Consider the following 21624-nt stretch of genomic DNA (forward strand, 5'->3'; position numbering starts at 1 on the left):
AATTCGTATAGTAATAGTTATTGCGGTTGTTAAGTTAATTATTCAGAATATTCATAAAAACACTTTACAAATCCAGAGAAATTAGTAGAATGATAATAAGTAAGAATTTTCTAATAATTAAAGAGAAATCTCTCAAAGTTAATATCGTACATATAATTGGGGAGGGTACAAAAATGAAGAGAAAAAAGATGAAAAAATTAACAGCGGTTGTAGCACCGGTTTTAGTAATGAGTATGGCATTAACAGCTTGCTCTGGATCTGGGGAAAAAGATAAAGCAAGCACAACACCAAAAAGCGGTGAAAAAGAAGGCGGAAAACTAGCAGCGAAGCAAGTGCTTAATTTAACAGAGTCTCAAGAGATTCCATCTATGGACTCTGCTAAAGCGACAGACCAAGTATCGTTTCTCGCTTTAAACAACGTAATGGAAGGTTTATATCGACTTGATAAAGATAATAAAGCGACACCAGGAGTTGCTGAGTCATATAAAAAGAGTGATGATGGTAAAAAATACACATTTACATTAAATAAAAATGCAAAATGGTCAAATGGAGAGCCTGTAACAGCGAAAGATTTCGTGTTTGCTTGGAAACGTGCGGTAGATAAAAATACAGCAGCAGAATATGCATACATTATGTTTGATTTGAAAAATGCACAAGCGATTAATGAAGGAAAAGCTGAACTAGATACGTTAGGAGTAAAAGCTGTAGATGACTATACGTTAGAAGTAGAATTAGAAAATCCAGTTCCTTACTTTGTAGAATTAACTTCATTTGGAACATTTTATCCATTAAACGAGAAATTTGTAAAAGAAAAAGGAGAAAAGTACGGTTTAGAATCAGATACGACGTTATACAACGGACCGTTTACATTAACAGACTGGCAACATGAAGAAGGTTGGAAGTTAAAGAAAAATGCACAATACTGGGATAATAAGACAGTTAAGTTGGAAGAAATTAATTTTAACGTAGTAAAAGATAGCGGTACACGTGTTAACTTATATGAAAGTGGACAAATTGATCGTTCAGGACTTACATCTGAATTTGTTGACAAATATAAATCAAGCCCTGACTTCTTTACACAAAAAACACCGTCAACGTACTTCTTACGCTTAAACCAAAAACGTGGTGGGCAAGATACAGTGTTAAAGAGCAAAGATTTACGTTTAGCGATTGCAAAAGCGTACGATAAAAAAGGCTTAACGAATGTAATTTTAAATGATGGTTCTACACCTGCGGATTACTTAGTACCAAAAGAATTTGCTAAGAGCCCAGATGGAAAAGACTTCCGTAAAGAAAATGGAGATATTTTAAAAACAGATGTAAAAAAAGCAAAAGAGCATTGGGAAAAAGCGAAGAAAGAACTTGGAAAAGATGCAATTACAGTGGAACTATTAAACTATGATGGGGATGGTGCGAAAAAAGTAGGAGAATTCTTAAAAGGAGAACTTGAGAAAAACTTGCCAGGTTTAACAGTGAATTTGAAAAACCAGCCATTTAAACAAAAGTTAAAATTAGAATCAGATCTAGATTATGATTTATCTTACGCTGGTTGGGGCCCTGACTACTTAGATCCAATGACATTCATTGATATGTTCGTTACAAATGGCCCTCATAACCAAACAGGATATTCAAATCCTAAATATGATGAAATTGTACAAAAAGGTAAAGGCGAGCTATTAACGAAAACGAAAGAGCGTTGGGATAGCTTACTGAAAGCGGAGAAAATGTTACTGGAAGATGCGGCAATTGCACCATTATATCAACGTGGTGATGCTATCGTTCAAAGACCTAAAGTAAAAGGTATTGTTCACCATCCAGTTGGTGGAGACTACAGCTATAAATGGGCATATATTACAGAGGATAAGTAAGATGGGGGGGCGTACAATACGCCCCTTTTTCTATGCACTTTTCTTCCGTCTTCGAATATATAAAATAAAAAAGGGAGAATCCCATGAAACGAAACACATACATCGATTTCTTAGCGTATTACGGAATAGGGAGTGCTCACCCTGGCGGTTTTACGTTAACAAAACAATTGTTAGCACAACTGCCTTTTAGATATGGAGCTAACGTCCTTGAGATAGGCTGCGGTACGGGGAAAACAGCAGCGTATATGACAAAAGAATGTGGTTATAAAGTAACAGCGGTGGAAAAGAATGAGATTATGATTCAAAAGGCGAAAGATAGATGGTCGTCTGAAGGAATAGATATTCAATTAATTGAAGGAAAGGCAGAGCAATTACCTTGTTTGCATGACTCATTTGAATTCGTACTCGGAGAATCGATACTTGCTTTTACAGAGAAAGAAAGGGTTATCTCGGAGTGCTATCGTGTATTACAGAAGGCCGGAAAGTTAGTTGTAATTGAAATGATTATTAATGCCCACATTGGGAGGGAAGAGGAAGAAAAAATCGCCCAACTATATGGCATGAATGAACTATTAACTGAGAGTGAGTGGGTACAATTATTTCAGAAAGCAAACTTTAGGCGGGTTACAATTGCTGGCGGTGGTACAATTGCAGAAACAATCTCTAGCTATATAGAAGAGCCAGAATGGAATGTATCACAATTTATTCCGAATGAGTTATATGAGGCATGGGTACAGCATGAAACTGTACGGCTTATGTACCAACATATTTTAGGGCATCGTATTTTTATATGTGAAAAATAAAGAAAAAGAGTTGGCTAAAGGTAGTCAACTCTTTACTATGTTAAATGAAAAATAATGCAGCCAATGTAATTCCGAAGATGAAACCAAATCCGAGTTCAACACCCCAGCCACAACCGCCGCCTCCCCAGCCGCCGCAACCACAATTACTACAACCACGACCACCACAACCGCAGCTACTGAATCCACCACCGCATCCAAATCCACAACTATCACATCTGCTAAGGCCGCCGCAAAGGTCGCAACCACCGTTTGCATAAGCGTCATAGTATCCGAATCCTGAATCAAAAGATGAGCGCTGTTGCACCGGCTCAATCCATACAGAGCTTTGTGTCACATCGATTATTTTCCCTAAATGTATACGGCCATCACGGTCTTCAATCCGAACAACTTTTCCGAAGTAACGTCGGCATGTATCATAACATTTTTGTCTATGCATATTCATTCCTCCTTCCCCATTACAGTAATACGATATGTAAAGGGGACAAGTGCGGCTTGTACGAATGCCCTATCTATCATAATTGTTATAGGAAAGGGGAAATATAGGAAGAGGATATTTAAGGAGGAAAAGGCATGAAATCGACAGATCAGTTTCAGACATACGAAGTACCGTGGGAAGAGTTTATTGCAGCATTGCGAGAGGAAATGAAGAAGCAAGTAGGGGCGGATATTATTGATACAGTAGTTTGTAATTTAGAAGACGGCTTTGAAGTGTATACGTATGTGCAGGGGGATTTGGATTTTGAATATAAGGAAGCGCTGGAAAGGAAGTACGGGAGTGATGCAAAAACTCCTAACGTGTTAACAATTATGTTATTAGCTAGCATTTATAGTACAAGTGAAGAGAATATACGCTTACATGCGGATCATAAAGATAATCCGATTGTTGAAGTGTATGTGAAGCAATAAATCAAACTTTTTGTTAAGTGTTTTCAATATGAAAAGTAGGAAAAGTCTGTTTTAAGTGTAGAGCTTAAACAGGCTTTTTTACTTATATGATCGGATAGGAAACGCTAGAAGGAATCATATTCAATTTTTATAACTGTTTACATAATAAAGTTATGCTGTGTTCGTTGTCCTAAAATACAAGTCATATATCTTGTATCCTTTCATAAATTTAAACATAGGAATTTGTCTACAAAGGTGGCGAAGCCTCATCATGAAAATTCGAATTTGTGCCACATTCATGTTGTTTTTATTTATATGGTTACATCCTTTTTGGACTTTTGCAAAAGGAGAGGAGGCAAAGGAAAGGGTCGTTTCACTTGTATATGATGATTCGGGCAGCATGAGAAATAACGATCGCTGGAAATATGCCAATTACGCTTTGCAAAGTTTGGTTGCGCTATTAGATGAAAAAGATAAATTTTCTTACGTTCCAATGAGCAAGCCAAATGATCCATTAAACATTTCGTTAACGAAGGATAAGAGACAAACGGAAATTGAGGGAATTGGAGCATGGAAAACGTATTTAAATACTCCGTTTAGCGCAGTAGAAACGGCGATGCAATCTATAAAAAAGGAAGCCGATATAGATGGGAAACGTGAATTTTGGCTTATTGTGTTAACTGACGGGGCATTTAATGATTTAGAGAAAGATAAGGTTGGCGGAAAAGAACAACTTTTGCAGAAGTTAGCGCAGTTTAAGAAAGAAATGGATGTAAAAAAGATATCATTACATCCGGTTTTAATTACGATGGAAGAGGATTTAGGACAGCAAGAAAAGGCACAACTAAATACGTTTAAAGAAATATGGAAGAAAGAGATAAATGGAGTTACGATGCCATCTAGTGGAGAGGATGGTATTGTAAAAAGCGTCAATCAAGTGGCAGCATTAGTTGCAAATCGTGATCCGTTTTCCTCTGTTGAATCGATTGTAAAAACGAAAGTAGTAGGGAAGAAAGTAGAGATTACAACACCATTTCCGTTAAAGCGTATGACGCTTGTACGACAATCGCCTTCTTTATCTAATTATCAGGTCAAACAAATTTCTAAACCATTACAATTACAATCTTCTTTTTCTATACATGCACCAGGCGAAGCGAAATTGTTTGGAAATATAGTTCATATAAGTACGGAAAATGAGGAAGTTATTAAACCAGGAACTTATACGATAGAAGTGGACCAGGATATTGAGAAAGAAGGGTTACAAGTACTTGTTGAACCGGCGCTTAATTACACGGTTTCTACTTATGACAAAGAAGATAAGGATAGAAAAAATGTTGAGGAAATGTATGAAGGTGTGACAGCTGTTATTGAAGCAAAGCCTACTGAGTTGCCCGTTGAGTCTTCTTACTTCCAGGCAGAAGTAGAAATAGATGGAAAGCAATATGCGATGAAGTGGGACGATAAAAGACATGTGTTTTATTACGAAACTAAGCTTACTACAGGATTAGTACGTGGGAAAGTCCATATGAACATAAAGGGGTTTTACAGACAGACGAAAGAATTTAAAATCGAAACAACTAAAAAGCCTGAATTATCACTTCAAACTGTCACGAAAGATTATAAAGAAAAAGTAACAAACTTAGAGAATAGTAAACCGTTTATTATACAACCACAGTTAGATGGTAAGCCGATGACAGAAGAGGCTGTAAAGAAACTATTAAAATCTACTGGTGTCACATCTAAACAATCAATCAACTATGAAATAAAACAACATGATAATCAAATTTATATTTATCCTCGACCCCATTACTCCGACACATTCAATTTTACAGATACCGGCACCGTAGAAGCTACCATCGCAGTGCAGGATTCAAAATTACAAGAAGTAAAGAAAAAAATATCACTCCATATTCAAGATGCACCGTTTTATGAAAAGTATGCGCTTATTTTTAAGTTTGTGATTCCTATTACTTTATTGCTGATAATAGTAGGAATAATCGTTTTAGGATGGATTGTCCGTCCGAGATTTCACCGGAAAGCACTTTTGTATTATGAATGGGATCAAGAGGTAGCAAAAGATTGGTTATATCAATCTGAGCCAGAGTTACTCAAAAATAAATGGTGGAAACATTATTTTGGTATTCCGTATAGAGCAGAAAGAAAGACTGTGCAATCCGTTACGTTTATAGCAAAGAAAGGATCGAAATCGATATTTGTAGCGAAAGAGTCACAAGTAGTAGGAATGATTATTGATGGGATGTTTATAACAGAGGATGAGGTTGGAATGGAACATAAGACGCTATATCCAAATGAACTTTTAGTAATTGATAGAGGATATGGTAAGGAGATTTACAAATACGAGTGTGAATAGTAGATGGGGAAAAGAGGAGAGTATTATTTTTCCCTCCTTTTTTCAAACAAGCAAGAATAGGAAGGTGGTTCACATGACGTTACAAGTTCCAACAATATTAATTGGTTTAGGTGGAATCGGTAGTACTGTGACACATCAAATATATGAAAGACTACCTGAGGAGCGTCGAAAAAAAGTAGCAATGCACGTATTTGATACAGATGTGAATACATTAAGTAAATTCGATCATATTCGAAAGTTTAAGACACAAACGAGCTCTAGTAAAACACCTAGGGAGTATATTGCAGGAGATCCAACGATTCCAGAATGGTTTCCGATGGACCCGACTATACTTGATAAACCATTAACAGAAGGAGCAGGACAGTTGCGCGTCATTTCACGTTTAGCGTTACGTGCTGCGATGAAAGAAGATAAATTAACGTCCTTTTGGCAAGAAATCGAGAAAATTTTTCCGGTTACAAGCGATCAAACGGAATATGGTGTGCGTGTCATTATCGTAACATCACTAGCAGGTGGAACAGGTTCAGGAATGTTTCTACAAATTGCATTATATTTACGTGAAATGCTTCGGAAAAAACTGCAACATCACAACATTTTAATACGTGGTGCGTTTCTAATGCCGGATGTGTTAGTGAAGACGAGAACGGTTAGTGCGAAAGAGTTTGAAACGGTGCAAGCAAACGGCTATGCTTCGTTAAAAGAATTACATGCCATTACACTCGGTTCTACTGGAGAGTTATCAAAACGCGGTGGCGTGACGATTGAATTAGAGTATCGACCGGATCAAGTAGATGAGGATGGGAGAACAAATCACACGATTAAACAACATCATTTACCGTACAATTATTGTTTCTTATACGATTACGAAAATTTACATGGACACCATCTGCATAATTTATCAGATTATATGGAGCAAATGGCAAATACGATTTATTTACAATTATTTAGTCCGATGTCTGCAAATCATTTTGCACAGGAAGATAATCAAATTCAGCAATTAGCAGAATCAAGTGGGAAAGGGCGATATTGCGGGGCCGGAACGGCAAAGATTATTTACCCATATGAGCATGTGTTAAAATATTGTGCTTTAAAATGGGCCGTGCAAGGTTTAGATGAATCGTGGCTTCATTTAGATCAATTGTTTCAAGAGAAGAAGCATAGATATGATCAAGATGTAAAACGTGGTATGCAGCGTGAAAAGCCAGAGCGTGGGAAAAGTTATTTAGAAGACTTAGAACATCTTGCTACCCGTCCAGAACAGGCTCATATTTTTTATAGACAAATGTACAATGAAACGCGTGAAGGAGCAGAGGGTGGCAAGGTTGGTGTTGCGAAATCTAAACTGTTTTTAGAAGCTGTAGAAAGTTATGTACAGCGTACGGTACAAAAAGACGAAGAATTAAATCGTCTGCAGCATGAGTGTAAAATTTCTGCTGCCAAGCTGAAAATGACGGAACAAATGAAAGGTGAAGTAGCAAGGGTAGACCATGCGGTTCGTTTATATGCGTATGCGATTCCGAGCCGCGTACATGAACATGTAACGACACTTTTATATGACATGATTGAATCAGACCGTTTTTCACCAAGTGGTTCTGAAGGACAGTCATATCAACTAAATACATGGTTTTTAAAGAAAACAGATTCTGTTCATCCAGTAGCAGCTCGTTTTATGTTGTATGAAATTCGAAAGCAGTTAGTCGAAAAAATGAATCGACTACATGAAAATAATGAACAAAAGCGTAATTTAATTCAAAACTACGATAAGAAATTTAATGTGAGTAATATTGATGGAACGGTAACAGCTGTACGCCGAGTAGAAATTGCACAGCAACAAGGCTGGTTTGGAAAAATGATTAATAACCAGCAGCGTTTATTTAAAAAGGAATTTGAAGATATTGTAACGCAGTACGTACACAAATTAAACGAATACCGTAAAGAAATGCTATTAGAACTCGTGTATCAATCGCTATATCAAGCAGTTAATAAAATGATTCAATATTGGGAAAGATTTTTTGATAATTTACATGAAACACGTGAAAATTTATTGTTCGAAATTCAAAAACGAAGCAAGGAATTTGAAGGAAAAACAAACCCAACGAATGTATACGTATTAGCTGAAGAGAAGTTGCAAGAAAAGATATGGCAAGATATGCAACAACATTTAAATTTAGGTATATTACCGAAAGATATATGCGCGGAAATTTATATGAGCTTATACGGGGAATATTGCCGGGATGCGAAAACAGAAGAGATTCAATCGAAAAAGGTAGAAGACTTTTATCGTGAGCACATACTAAACTATTGTTACGATGAATTACAAATACGCTATCGCGATAAATTAGAGCTGAACATCGTTGAAGCATTACGAAAAGAAGCGGATTATAAGAATCGTGATCGTGATGAATATGTTCGTGAAAAAATTGAAGACTTGTTCCATTTAGCAAGTCCATTCGTGCCAAAAGTTTCTCATCATAGGGAATTACAATATTGGGGTATACATCCATCTTTAAAGAAAGAACTGCAAGAGGAATTAATGCAAGAAATGTTTAAAGAAAAAGATACAGTAAATGAAGCTTTTTCACCATTTGAGGTCATTTGTTATCGTGCGCATTACGGCTTATCGTTGCAAGACTTTCCTAAGCTTTCGTCTGGACATATTGCAAATGGATTTATGAATGATAAAGGTGATTATTTTCAGTCTTACTATCGCCGTGTAAATAAGTTGAATAGTAAAAAATCTAGTTTAACGCCGCATTTAGATAAGTATTGGCACTTACCAGCCTTCATGCCGGATTTAAATGCAACGCAAACAAAGTTAGATTACGATAAATGCAATCGAGCTCTTCTATACGCGTATATATATCGCTGGATTAGTTTAGTTGCTGTTGATGGTCAATTCGTGTATCAATATAACGGCGTTGGACGTAGTTTCTTAATTCAGTCGATGGGGAAAAATATTTCAAGCGAAAGTTATAAATTGCACAGAGCGTTACTTCATAATCCGTTCATTTATGAAAACATCTTATCCAGATTTGAAGAAGAACAAGAAAAGGCGATGATACAAGGTGGGCATTTATATACACATCCATTTGTATTAGGTGCTCAAGATATTAGATGGCTACGTAAAGAGCATGTCCATAATATTTTAGATATGATTTTAATGTATGACCGTGAAGCGAAATATGACCCGACGTTAGAAGAAACTTCTGATGAATTATTAAGATTATTCCTTGATGAAATTGAGTTGTATTTCCAAAACTATTACGGTACAGGTGCCGATATGGTTGCAAAGAAAGAGAAAGAAATGTTTATTAAACAATTGTGGGATCGTTCGTATGCGAAAGGTTATGTAGATCCAAATAGTGCTCCTTATAAAAAGTGGCAAAATTTATTAAGCGTTCATGATGAAGAAGAAACGCCAAAAACGAATGTATAATGAATGAAAAGGGAATCCTTAAAAGTGGCAATACAACTTTAGAAAAGAGGGATTCCGATGCCGTTTTTAGGAAGTGTATATCAAATATTTGGATTGTATCCAGAAATTTATTATGGGATGATTTCAGCTGAACTTGCAGAGCAGCAAAGATTGGAACAAGCGGAAAACGAAGAATCAGAAACAGAAGCGTAACTATATAGGGAGTTTCAAAATAAAATGATAACACGCTACTTATTCTTTAAACGTATAAGAACAAGTAGCGTGTTTTTTGCTATTTAATAATCCCGTTTTCTAAAATTTTAATAGTAGGTGCTACTTTCACGTTAGCTTTTGAAAAGGCACTCGGCCAATCGTCTTCAACTTTTTTCCATTCTTCATATTGAAACGCTCTCGCATAATCACCAAATCCGAATGGATCGAGTTGTTGTTTTTGAATTTTGTGGATTAAATTGTTCAAATCTTTGTTTAGTTGTTTTGTAATAAGAGAAGTTAATTTCTTCCTATCTTTATCTATATCCATATTGAATGTAAGTTCAGATACGGCAATTTTAAAATCCATTTTAACATTAAATTTGAAATGGTTATCGCTATAGTCTGTACGAATATCACGATTCATGCTAAGAACGTTTATTGATACGAAATCTTCACCTTCTGTATCTTTTAGATGACTATTACTTTCAACTGAATGAGAAGGGATTTTCATTGTAAGTGAAACAGGTATATTAGCTTTTTTTTGCAACATGAGCAGAAGGGCACTTTCATAGCGATTTAAAGACATCTTATAAATTCCGCGAGAAGTTAATAGTGCAGAGCCTGTAACGATAACATCTTTTTTTCCTTTTTTTATTTCTGAAATAGCAGGTGTTATACCTTTATTAAACGTTTGCCTATGAAATTCATGAAATGGTGTGAAAACTGTCCGATTGTATAATTTATTTGTATTAATTAAATCTGTTAAATACTCAGGAAGAGCAGGTTTATCTTTAAAGTTATTATATATAACAGAAGAAATTGGCCCGTCTACTGCAACCATGCGCATGTTTCCAGTATTTTTAGGATCGCGATACCAAACATCAAGGTAGGGCATAGCCCCTTCTTGTTTTAAAAATTTCGTGCTAAATAAAATGAGCTGTAACTTTTCTGTAGATACTAAACCGCCACTTGAACTATTAAACGTTGCTTTGGCTTCTCGAGGTGTACGTACTTTCGCTTCATGTGTTTCGTACTTCTTTTCTACATCTTCATTAAAAATAGGATTTACGTGGTACACAATTAATTTTCCTTTTGCTTTTGCGTCAAAACCGTAAATTAATGAAATGGATTGTTTTTCTAAGTCTAGCCGATCTCCACAGCCTGTTAATAAGGTTATGAGAAAGCAAAGTATAGTGAAATGAATAAAGCGCCTCATTTAAATTTTTCTCCTTTTCCAATGCTGATAAAGTGTCATGTATAAGAGAAATACGACTGGGAATAGAATAACGATACAATAACTGGCAGTTCCCCAAAATTCTCGCAACGCACTTATTTGGTAAGAGGAAGGGATATAAAAGAATAGAACGAAAATGCACCCGAATAATAAAATCCAAACAGGTAATGGACTCCCTTTTTTGTTAAGTAATTGATTGATTCCATCTGAAGCAGTGAAAATATAAGGAATACAAGAATCGAAAATAATGAAGAGATAAAATGATAAAAAGATAATTTCAAATCGTTCTAGAAATGAAAAGTGAAATGGTGTAACAAGAGAAAGAGTCGGCCATAAAAACTTAGTTATACCATCTGGGCTAAAATAAACGAAAGAAACGAATGTAACTTGTAGGTAAACGCATAGCGTAATCATATTTGCAATAATGATTCCTTTTTTTGCAGCTGATTTGTTAGTTAGATAGGGATAAAGGACGAATGCGAACTCGAATCCGAGAAACGCAATGATAGTTGATTTCACTGTGGTTACAACTGGTATCCATCCTTCCTTTAGAAAGGGAAGAAGATATATCCAATGACCATCTTTAAGAGGAATAAACAATAGTAATGGCATCCAAAGGGTAAAAATCACAGTGAAGACGGCAAAGCGACTAATAATAAGTACACCTTTACATGCAAGCATAAGCATTGGAATAGAAAGCAAAATCATAATTAAAAACATAGGAGATCTAGGTAAAATCCAAATGTGAATAACATACAGGAGGGAAAAAACTAAGGAAACGGCTGCAAGTACAGCATATAAAATCCAAAAAATCATTCCTATTCTTCCTAGCCACTTTCCAAGATAACGAGTCAGCACATCAAGTAAAGTATATCCAGGATGCTTTTCCATAATTTTTACAATACATAAACTGACTAAAGTAGTGATAGCGCATCCGATAATAATAGACATCCAGCCATCTGTATTCGCACCTTGTGCAACTTCACGCGGAAGTGTAAGGACACCGAATCCTACTTGAACACCACTAATCGTTAAAATGTATTGAAATAAACTAATCTCCCTCTTTGCACGCTTTGTCACTTATCTTCCTCCATTTCTTCTATATCACTTTGTCGATTTTCTTGTTTTAAGTTAAAGGATAGTGGTCGTTTCTTCATTATTTTCCGAGGTAAACGTATAAGAGTGTCTTTTAAATCCGAAGCAAATAACGGAGAAAAAGGACTACCATAAGGAACACTAAGTGATTCCATAGAAAGAATATGGATGATAATAACTGCCATCCCAACCATAATGCCAATGATCCCAAATAAAGAAGCGATTATCATCATTGGAAAGCGAAGAAGCCGAATTCCTGCTGACATTTCCATGTTAGGGATGATAAAAGAAGCGACTGCGGTAATAGATACGACGATAACCATAACATTACTTACTATTCCTGCTTGAACTGCAGCTTGTCCAATGACAATCCCTCCTACGACGCCAATCGTTTGTCCAACAGGTCCAGGAAGCCGAACTGCAGCTTCGCGGAGCATTTCAAGTACTAATTCCATTAAAAGTGCTTCTAATATAGGTGGAAAAGGAATTTTAGCTCGCGATTCTCCAATTGTTAAAAGTAATTTAAGTGGAATCACTTCATAATGGAAGGAAATCATAGCGATATAAAGAGCAGGAGCAAATATTGCAATAAATAATCCGGTGAAACGAAGTAATCGTATGAAAGATGGGATTATTGGTCTGAAGCTGTAATCATCTATCGTCTGAAAAAAAGACGAAAAGGTCATAGGTCCAATTAATACGCCTGGTGAGCGATCTACAACAACAGCGATACGCCCGTTTAGAATGTGATGTGCTGTCGTATCAGGACGTTCAGTTATTGATAATTGCGGAAAAAGAGTATAAGAATTATCTTCAACAAACCCTTCTAATTCACCGGTAGTAAGAATGGCATCCACTTTAATGGATTCGATGCGGCATGACATTTCTTGTATGACATCTTCGTTTGCAACATCCGCTAAATAAAGCATAAAAACTTTAGAAGCGGCCCGCTCACCGACAGTGAACGCTTGCACTTTTAATTCGCGATTTGGAATATATCGGCGAATAAGCGCGATACTGTCGCTCGCGACTTCATTAAATCCTTCGTGTGAGCTTTTTAGTGAGCTCTCGGTTGTAGGTTCTTCAATACTCCTTTTTGGTGCCGCTTGTGTATCTAGTTCTAAAGCAGATAGTTGCCCGTTTATAAATAAAATACTTTTGCCGTGTAAAAGAGATTGTTCAATGTCTGTCCACTTCTGAACCTCTTTAATATTTCCGATAGAAATAGAAGATTCCCAAGAATCGTCCTCATTCCATTCTTTAAATAAGAGGGGACGAAGAATATCTACATTAATAACAGTTTTATCTACAATTCCTTCCATATATATCAGAGCGGCTTCTTTTCCATTTTTTAACGGAAAAGTGCGTGTAATTAATTCTGGAATACCACTAAACAATTTGGACAAGTGCTTTAAATTAAGGGAAAGGGAAGAAGAGATAGATTTATTTAATATGTGATCAGCTTGCTCTTGTCCAGAAAAAGATTTTTCACCACGTATCCATTTATTAAAAGGCCCCATTTATTCGCTTACTCCTTGTTATGTTTTATCCCGCTTTAATGGGCAGTAAGCCCCCCCCTCAAAATTCAGCGGAAGCAAAGAAGTTAGGTAGGGGTCGGGCTGCCCATAAAAGCCCGATTGGTGAGGGCTGATAATCAGTGGGGGATGAAGAAACCCCCCACTGATTAAAGTTTCACTTTATATGGGTTATTATGGATAGTTCCATACGGACATATGCGTAGTTTAAATTTTATATTGTATATTTTTAACTTTAACGCTATAATTATAGTGTTAAAGATGGAATCGTGATATGACCTGTTATGAATCTATCGTTTTATTTATGAATAAATGGATTGGTATTTTAGCAAGATGTGCTAATAAACTACTCCACCATGATAATAACGTGCCGAAATGTGGTGCGTATATTTTCGTGGTGGAGTTTTTTTTATTCTCAAAAAGGGGGAAAGACCATGAATAACAACATGGTTCATATTACAATTGACGGAAAAAAGTATACAGCGGAGCCCGGTTCAACGATATTGGGTGTTATAAATGAGAACGGGATTGAACATCCGCAAATTTGTTACGTGCCAGAAGTAGATCCTATTCAAACATGTGACACTTGTATTGTAGAAGTTGACGGGAAGTTAATGCGCTCTTGTTCGACAGTAGTGATAGAAGGTATGAACATTGAACGTAATTCTACTCGTGCGAAAGAAGCACAAACAGAGGCGATGGATCGGTTATTAGAAAATCATTTATTATATTGTACTGTATGTGACAACAATAATGGGAACTGTAAGCTGCATAATACAGCAGAATTAATGGAAATCGAACATCAAAAATATCCATATGAACCGAAAGTGGATGCAAGTGAAGTGGATATGACGCATCCGTTTTATCGTTATGACCCGAATCAATGTATTGCATGCGGTCAATGTGTTGAGGTATGTCAAAACTTACAAGTAAATGAAACGTTATCAATAGACTGGGAAGCAGAACGCCCGCGAGTGATTTGGGATGAAGGAGTAAATATTAATGATTCTTCATGCGTGAGCTGTGGTCAATGTGTAACGATTTGTCCTTGTAATGCTTTAATGGAGAAAACGATGCTCGGTGAAGCTGGATTTATGACGGGATTAAAACCAGATATTCTTGAACCGATGGTAGACTTAATTAAAGAAGTTGAGCCTGGATATAGCGGTATTTTTGCGGTATCAGAAGTGGAAGCGGCCATGCGTGATACTCGTACGAAGAAAACGAAAACAGTATGTACATTTTGTGGTGTAGGGTGTTCATTTGAAGTGTGGACGAAAGGGCGTAAAATTCTTAAAGTACAACCTTCTTCTGATGCGCCAGTTAACGCAATTTCTACTTGTGTAAAAGGAAAATTTGGCTGGGATTTCGTAAATTCTAAAGAACGAATTACGAAACCTTTAATTCGTAAAAATGGAACGTTTGTTGAATCTACATGGGAAGAAGCGTTGAATGTAGTTGCAAGTAAATTAGGATCTATTAAAGAAGAGTACGGTAAAGGCGCTATCGGTTTTATTTCTTCCTCTAAAATTACGAATGAAGACAATTATGTGATTCAAAAATTAGCTCGACAAGTATTTGAAACGAATAATATTGATAACTGCTCACGTTATTGTCAATCACCAGCAACAGACGGATTATTCCGTACGATTGGTATGGGCGGAGATGCTGGGACGATTAAAGATATCGCACAATCTGGTCTAGTTATTATTGTAGGTTGTAATCCAACAGAAGGTCATCCTGTTTTAGCTACACGTATTAAACGTGCACATAAATTACACGGACAAAAATTAATTGTAGCTGATCTTCGTAAAACAGAAATGGCAGAGCGTTCAGACGTCTTTATTAGTCCGAAACAAGGAACGGATCAAGTCTGGTTAATGGCAGTTACGAAATATATGATTGATCAAGGCTGGCACGATCAACAATTTATTGATGAGAATGTAAACTTCTTTGAAGATTTTAAAGAGAGTCTTACAGAATATACACTTGAATATGCTGAAGAAATGACTGGTATTTCAAAAGAAACGTTTATTCAAATGGCTGAAATGATTCGTGATGCAGATGGTACATGTATCCTTTGGGGCATGGGTGTAACGCAAAATACAGGTGGATCTGATACTTCCGCTGCGATTTCAAACTTACTTCTTGCTACAGGTAATTATCGTCGTCCAGGTGCTGGTGCATATCCGCTTCGAGGTCATAATAACGTGCAAGGTGCTTGTGATATGGGTACTTTACCAGGATGGCTCCCAGGATACCAGCACGTTACGAACGATATGGAACGCGAGAAATTTGAAATGGCTTACGGAGTGAAAATTAATAGTGAACCAGGTCTTAATAATATTGAAATGCTTCACGCAATTGATGAAGGGAAAATGAAAGCTATGTATCTTGTCGGAGAAGATATGGCTCTTGTAGACTCTAATGCGAACCATGTACATGAAGTATTATCAAGCCTTGATTTCTTCGTTGTGCAAGATGTTTTCTTATCTAAAACGGCTCAATATGCAGATGTTGTATTACCAGCAGCACCGTCTCTTGAGAAAGAAGGTACTTTCACAAATACAGAGCGCCGTGTTCAAAGACTATATCAAGTGCTTCCTACGCTTGGAGATGCGAAACCAGACTGGTGGATTGTGCAGGCGATTGCGAATAAATTAGGTGCAAACTGGAATTATAGTCATCCAAGTGAAATTTTTGCTGAAATGGCAAGTTTATCACCACTATTCTCACAAGCAAACTATGAAGTGCTTGAAGGATGGAATAGTTTCCATTGGGGAAGTTTTGATGGAACGAATACACCGCTCCTTTTCCAAGACGGATTTAACTTCCCAGATAAAAAAGCTCGTTTTGCGATTGCTGACTGGGTACGCCCAGCTGAATTCCCAGCGGAGTTCGACCTTCATATTAACAACGGTCGTATGCTTGAGCATTTCCATGAAGGGAATATGACAAATAAATCAACAGGTATTCAAACGAAAGTGCCTGGCGTTTTCGTTGAAGTTTCTCCAGCACTTGCAAAAGAACGTGGAGTGAAAACAGGTTCATTAGTTCGTCTTGTCTCTCCGTTTGGAGCGTTAAAATTACGTGCACTTGTAACAGACCGTGTAAAAGCGAATGAGTTATATTTACCGATGAACTCTACAGATAATGAAACAGCAATTAATTTCTTAACAGGTCCTGCGGTTGATACGCGTACGAACACACCTGCTTATAAACAGACGAAAGTGCGTATGGAAGTACTAGAAGTTGATGGCGAAAATCCGATGCCAAAAGCGAACCCGCGTAATAAAAAACGTCATCCTCAATCCGGTATTGAGGTACATCGTAAGTGGGCACGTCCAGGGTATGTGCATTTAACGGATAAGTAGGAGGAAAAAAATATGGCTGCACCTATAAAAATGATTCAAAAACAAGAATTAACTGAGGAAGAAATAAAACAGCAAAAATTAGATGATTTAAAAGAGCTTCTAGCTAATAATGAAGACGCTCTAAATCAAATGTTTAATATAGTAGGGGAATTGAATGATATTGGCATGCTAGAAGCAGCAAATTCTATGCTAAAGGCGAAAGAACCAATCGCCAAGATTGTTCTTGGCCAAGTGACTCGTGAGCCTGTTACAAATTTAATTAATAATATGATGGGGGCTGCCGGTGCTTTAACAGAACTTGATCCGGAGCTTACGAAAAAGCTTATAGGTAGCTTATTAGTAGGGCTAGAAAAAGGTAATGAACATCTAGAGAGTAATAAAAAAGTAGGAGTATTCGATCTTATGAAAGTATTGAAAGACCCAGATATTAACCGTGCTATCGGGTTTGGGCTTCATTTCTTAAAAGGTATGGGAAAAGGATTAAAAGAAGAATAAACTTCATGAAGTGAACCTTTTCGCCCAAATGGTTGTACGAAATAGTTTGGGCGGAAGGCTCATTTTGGTAAAATATATAATAAAGTAAAATGAGGTTTGTGGGAGGTATAATGGTATGTCAAAAAAAGTACATGAATTTAATGATATGATACGAAAACTTCGAAAGGAACTTTTCGGAAAAGGACCAGAACGAATTCATACTGTTTTTGCTGAAAATATGGCGATTGCGACTCTTTATGGAAACTTAACACCTACTGAAAAATTCATTTCAAGTACGATGGACGGTGCGGAAATGGTTCATATGGCTAGAACGAAAATGATTCAAGAAGTGTATGCTGTAAATTCCCGTGAACATTTGGAGGAACTTGTTGGAGCGAAATTAGTGAACCTATTTTCAGATATGAAAGTAGAAGAAGATATTGCAGTTTCGGTATTTGTTTTTGATAAAAATATAACGTGAGAGAAGGATACTGATCGTGAAACCGATACAGGTAGAAAGAGAAATCTTTCGTTATGAACAAGGGGCGTTTAAACATATAGAGGACAGCATTGTAACAGAGTTTCCAGTCACGATTAAAATGAACGGACAGGAGTTTGTTACAATGGTTAGTACTCCAGAATATATAGAAGATATGGTAATAGGCTTCTTAGCATCTGAAGGAATCATTCGGAAGTATGAAGATATTGATGACATATGGGTACAAGAGAAAGAAGGATTTGTACATGTCACGACGGCAAAAGTAAATCCGTATTACGAACAAATGCAAAATAAACGTTACATTACTTCATGCTGTGGTATGAGTAGACAAGGATTTGTCTTTGCAAATGATGCACTAAGCGCAAAGAAAATGAATGGCGTGCATGTACAAGTTACTGCAGAAGACTGTTTTCGATTAATGAAAGAAATGCAACAATCTGCGGAGACATTTCGTCATACAGGGGGCGTTCATAATGCGTCTTTATGTGATGTGAATGGTATTATTTTAAGTCGAATGGATATCGGAAGGCATAATGCGTTAGATAAAATTTATGGTTATTGCTTAAAAAATAATATTTCTATAGGAGATAAAATCATTGTTTTTAGCGGTCGTATTTCTTCGGAAATATTATTGAAAGTTGCAAAAATTGGTTGTGAAATTATATTGTCAAAATCAGCTCCAACTGAGTTAGCTTTGCAGCTAGGAGAAGAATTAGGTATTACTACGATAGGATTTATTCGGAATCAATCCTTAAATGTATATACGCACCCAGAGCGTGTTTTAAATATAAAATAATTAAAAGCGAGGCAATAAATATGAAATCTGTCACATTAGACAAACTACAACGTCCGTTAAAGGATTTACGTATTTCAGTTACTGATCGCTGTAATTTTCGCTGTCGATATTGTATGCCAGAAGAAATATTTGGTCCGGATTACTCGTTTTTGTCTAATGATAAAATTTTATCTTTTGATGAAATTGAAAGGATAACGCGTATTTTCGTTTCTTTAGGTGTTAGAAAATTACGGATTACAGGCGGAGAACCGTTACTTCGAAGAGGTCTTCCACAGCTTATTGAGCGTCTTAATAAAATAGATGGTGTAGAGGATATCGGCTTAACAACCAATGGATCGTTACTTAAAAAGTTTGCTCCTGATTTATATAAGGCGGGTTTATCACGGTTGACAGTTAGTTTAGATTCCTTAGAAGAAGAGCGGTTTTTCTATTTAAATGGTAATAGAAGCAAAGTACAAAGGGTTCTGGAAGGCATACAAGCTGCAGCTGAAGTTGGAATGAAAATTAAAATAAACATGGTCGTTCAAAAGGGGAAAAACGAACAGGACATCTTGCAGATGGCGCAATACTTTAAGGAAAACAAGCATATTCTTCGTTTTATTGAGTATATGGACGTTGGAAATTATAACGGTTGGGAGTTAAAAGAGGTCGTATCTAAACAAGAAATAGTAGATATGATTCATCAAGTTATGCCATTAGAACGGATAGAAGCGAATTATGCAGGTGAGGTTGCGACTCGCTATCGTTATATTGGAAGTGATGAAGAAATAGGTGTTATTTCATCAGTAACAGATTCTTTCTGCTCTTCATGTACGAGAGCTCGTATTTCTGCAGAAGGAAAATTATATACTTGTTTATTCGCTTCTAAAGGAAATGACTTGAGAGAACTGCTTCGATCTGACTACACTGACGAGGAAATAACAGATGTCGTACGCGACATATGGAACAACCGAGAAGACCGTTATTCAGATGAACGGTTAAGTAATAGTAATAAAAAAGCTATGCCTAAAATTGAAATGTCACATATCGGTGGTTAATATAAAGTTGACATAAAAGTGAAAAATGGAAGGTGTACAAGAATTGTAGATTTTCTATTTTATAGTAAAAGTGATGATTGATCTCTCTGTAAAAGATGTGCAGAGAAATTAAGCAGCATTCAAAAACCTTTATTTTGAAGAGGTTTTTTGAAGCTGCTTTTTTATTTGGAGAAAATGGAGGAATTGGTAATGTCATTTCATAAACCGGAACAAATTGCTGAGCTTGTTATTGAGGCCGGTGTTCAAAAAGTAAGTCAGACCTTGCCAGCAATGCTTATTCTCGGTTTTTTAGGAGGAGCATTTATTTCGCTCGGTTTTTTACTTAACATTCGCGTTTTAGGTAATTTACCTGAGCACTGGGGGAGTTTAGTAAATGTTTTAGGGGGCGCGGTTTTTCCTGTTGGACTCATGCTCGTCGTATTAGCAGGAGGAGAATTAATTACCGGAAATATGATGTCAATGTCTATGGCGCTTTATGCAAAGAAAATTACATTCGTAAGTGTGCTGAATAACTGGATTTGGATTACTTTCATGAATTTTGTAGGAGCTATTTTCGTAGCGTATTGTTTCGGGCATCTTGGCGGATTAACAGAAGGGGATTATTTAAATAAAACAGTAGCGATAGCGGAAGGCAAGTTACACGAATCATTTGGGAGAACTTTAATTTTAGCAATTGGGTGTAATTGGCTCGTTTGTTTGGCGCTTTGGCTCGCTTATGGGACGAGTGATTTTGTCGGAAAAATAATCGGAATTTGGATTCCAATAATGGCATTTGTAGTGATTGGATTTCAGCAAGTAGTAGCAAATATGTTCGTCATCTCAGCAGTCATTTTTGCAGGGCATCTGACGTGGATGGATCTTGCTAGAAATTTTGTTCCTGTTTTTATCGGAAATGTAATTGGAGGAGCTGGATTTGTTGGATTTGCTTACTTTGCTTGTTATCAAAAACAACATTCTAATATGAAATAGAGTTCGTGAGAGGAAGGGTATGCAATGGCTGAGCGGTATTCACGACAACAGTTGTTCAAACCAATTGGGAATAGAGGGCAAGAAAAAATTCGAAATAAACATGTGTTAATTATAGGAGCTGGTGCATTAGGAAGTGCAAGTGCTGAAAGTTTCGTACGTGCAGGTATTGGCAAGTTGACGATTATTGATCGTGATTACGTTGAATGGAGTAATTTACAAAGGCAACAACTGTACTCTGAAGAAGATGCGAGAGAGAAATTGCCAAAAACAATTGCTGCTAAAAATCGGCTAGAAAAACTTAATTCGGAAGTACAAATAGATGCTTTCGTAATGGATGCATGTGCAGAAAACTTGGAAGGACTACTAGAAAATGTTGATGTAATAATTGATGCAACAGATAATTTCGATATCCGATTTATAATAAATGATTTATCACAAAAACATAATATCCCGTGGGTATATGGTTCTTGCGTTGGCTCGTACGGTATGAGTTATACAATTATTCCGCAAGAGACACCGTGTTTACATTGTGTGCTGAAGAACGTTCCAGTTACAGGTGTGACGTGTGATACAACTGGAATTATTAGCCCGACTGTTCAAATCGTTGCAGCATATCAAGTGGCGGAAGCACTCAAAATTTTAGTAGAAGATTTTTCAGCTATTAGAAAAACATTTTTCATGTTTGATATATGGAGTAATCAAAACCATTTTATAAAACTAGGGAAAATAAAAACAGACGCTTGTCTCTCATGTGGTTTGAATGGAACTTATCCTTATTTATCATACGAAAACCAAACGAAGGTAGCTGTTTTGTGCGGAAGAAATACAGTTCAAATTAGACCGGTAGAAAATAGACAGTACAATTTTGATGATATAGAAAAAGTATTAAATAAACTGGGGAAAGTAGATCGGAATCCGTATTTACTATCTTGCCAACTAGATGAGTACCGCGTCGTTATTTTTCGAGATGGTCGTGTTTTCATTCATGGTACAAATGATATTTTAAAAGCGAAACAGTTATATTATCGCGTATTCGGTTAATAGAAAGGGTTGTCA

18 protein-coding genes are annotated in these 21624 nt (G+C 36.6%); 14 read left to right on the forward strand and 4 right to left on the reverse strand.

The features are described from left to right. The first annotated feature begins 173 nt into the window (after positions 1-173). Together ACVWY7_RS20540 and ACVWY7_RS20545 are read left to right on the forward strand one after the other, a co-directional pair. Positions 174-1868, forward strand: a complete 1695-nt coding sequence (locus tag ACVWY7_RS20540; protein ID WP_000823455.1) for a peptide ABC transporter substrate-binding protein — start codon at positions 174-176, stop codon at positions 1866-1868. A gap of 83 nt (positions 1869-1951) precedes the next feature. Then, complete coding sequence (locus ACVWY7_RS20545) at positions 1952-2671, forward strand: class I SAM-dependent methyltransferase (RefSeq protein WP_000828273.1); 720 nt, start codon at positions 1952-1954, stop codon at positions 2669-2671. Positions 2672-2711: 40 nt separating this feature from the next. On the opposite strand, the gene ACVWY7_RS20550 is transcribed toward ACVWY7_RS20545, so the two are convergent. Next, on the reverse strand, positions 2712-3107 hold the full coding sequence (locus ACVWY7_RS20550) for a hypothetical protein (protein WP_000554994.1): 396 nt from the start codon (positions 3105-3107) through the stop codon (positions 2712-2714). Positions 3108-3241: 134 nt separating this feature from the next. Here ACVWY7_RS20550 and ACVWY7_RS20555 point away from each other — a divergent pair, with 134 nt between their 5' ends. From ACVWY7_RS20555 to ACVWY7_RS20570, 4 genes are all read left to right on the forward strand, one after another. Continuing rightward, entirely contained in the window at positions 3242-3577 is a 336-nt protein-coding gene (locus ACVWY7_RS20555; RefSeq protein ID WP_000842891.1) for a hypothetical protein, read from the forward strand. 250 nt (positions 3578-3827) lie between these two features. Then, positions 3828-5927 (forward strand): vWA domain-containing protein, encoded by a 2100-nt coding sequence (locus tag ACVWY7_RS20560; protein ID WP_000702097.1) that lies wholly within the window; start codon positions 3828-3830, stop codon positions 5925-5927. Positions 5928-6000: 73 nt separating this feature from the next. Next, positions 6001-9363: a tubulin-like doman-containing protein gene (locus tag ACVWY7_RS20565; RefSeq protein ID WP_000175142.1), complete on the forward strand. Its 3363-nt coding sequence runs from the start codon at positions 6001-6003 to the stop codon at positions 9361-9363. 57 nt (positions 9364-9420) lie between these two features. Next, positions 9421-9555 carry a hypothetical protein gene (locus ACVWY7_RS20570; protein WP_001116181.1) on the forward strand — a complete coding sequence of 45 codons (135 nt, stop codon included), beginning with the start codon at positions 9421-9423 and terminating at the stop codon, positions 9553-9555. A 79-nt stretch (positions 9556-9634) separates the two neighbouring features. Here the strand turns inward: ACVWY7_RS20570 and gerSC are convergent, their stop codons facing one another. Genes gerSC through gerSA form a run of 3 tightly spaced genes read right to left on the reverse strand, consistent with a single transcriptional unit; the run spans position 9635 to position 13404 of the window. Further along, the gene (gene gerSC / locus ACVWY7_RS20575) at positions 9635-10771 is read right to left on the reverse strand and encodes a spore germination protein GerSC (protein ID WP_001252200.1); all 1137 of its coding nucleotides are present in this window, start codon (positions 10769-10771) and stop codon (positions 9635-9637) included. Next, positions 10772-11869 carry an endospore germination permease gene (locus ACVWY7_RS20580; RefSeq protein ID WP_000166505.1) on the reverse strand — a complete coding sequence of 366 codons (1098 nt, stop codon included), beginning with the start codon at positions 11867-11869 and terminating at the stop codon, positions 10772-10774. Further along, positions 11866-13404 (reverse strand): spore germination protein GerSA, encoded by a 1539-nt coding sequence (gerSA, locus tag ACVWY7_RS20585; RefSeq protein ID WP_000528987.1) that lies wholly within the window; start codon positions 13402-13404, stop codon positions 11866-11868. The genes ACVWY7_RS20580 and gerSA overlap by 4 nt, the downstream gene beginning before the upstream one ends. 289 nt (positions 13405-13693) lie before the next feature. Between gerSA and ACVWY7_RS20590 the strand changes: the two genes are divergently transcribed. From ACVWY7_RS20590 to ACVWY7_RS20625, 8 genes are all read left to right on the forward strand, one after another. Beyond that, on the forward strand, positions 13694-13861 hold the full coding sequence (locus tag ACVWY7_RS20590; protein WP_033665216.1) for a hypothetical protein: 168 nt from the start codon (positions 13694-13696) through the stop codon (positions 13859-13861). Then, entirely contained in the window at positions 13854-16793 is a 2940-nt protein-coding gene (fdhF, locus tag ACVWY7_RS20595) for a formate dehydrogenase subunit alpha (protein ID WP_001063651.1), read from the forward strand. The genes ACVWY7_RS20590 and fdhF overlap by 8 nt, the downstream gene beginning before the upstream one ends. Positions 16794-16805: 12 nt before the next feature. Beyond that, a complete protein-coding gene (locus ACVWY7_RS20600; RefSeq protein ID WP_000729893.1) occupies positions 16806-17288 on the forward strand; it encodes a DUF1641 domain-containing protein in 483 nt (160 codons plus the stop codon). 115 nt (positions 17289-17403) lie between these two features. Continuing rightward, a complete protein-coding gene (locus ACVWY7_RS20605; protein WP_000039583.1) occupies positions 17404-17748 on the forward strand; it encodes a DUF2294 domain-containing protein in 345 nt (114 codons plus the stop codon). Positions 17749-17764: 16 nt separating this feature from the next. After that, positions 17765-18562 carry a formate dehydrogenase accessory sulfurtransferase FdhD gene (gene fdhD / locus ACVWY7_RS20610; protein ID WP_456523950.1) on the forward strand — a complete coding sequence of 266 codons (798 nt, stop codon included), beginning with the start codon at positions 17765-17767 and terminating at the stop codon, positions 18560-18562. Between the two features lie 20 nt (positions 18563-18582). Continuing rightward, on the forward strand, positions 18583-19599 hold the full coding sequence (moaA, locus tag ACVWY7_RS20615) for a GTP 3',8-cyclase MoaA (protein ID WP_000844130.1): 1017 nt from the start codon (positions 18583-18585) through the stop codon (positions 19597-19599). Between the two features lie 189 nt (positions 19600-19788). Then, positions 19789-20568, forward strand: a complete 780-nt coding sequence (locus ACVWY7_RS20620) for a formate/nitrite transporter family protein (RefSeq protein ID WP_000007897.1) — start codon at positions 19789-19791, stop codon at positions 20566-20568. Between the two features lie 24 nt (positions 20569-20592). Further along, positions 20593-21609 (forward strand): molybdopterin-synthase adenylyltransferase MoeB, encoded by a 1017-nt coding sequence (locus tag ACVWY7_RS20625; RefSeq protein ID WP_000840957.1) that lies wholly within the window; start codon positions 20593-20595, stop codon positions 21607-21609. The last annotated feature ends 15 nt before the right edge of the window (positions 21610-21624 follow it).

The organism is Bacillus sp. TE9106W, from assembly GCF_054062215.1.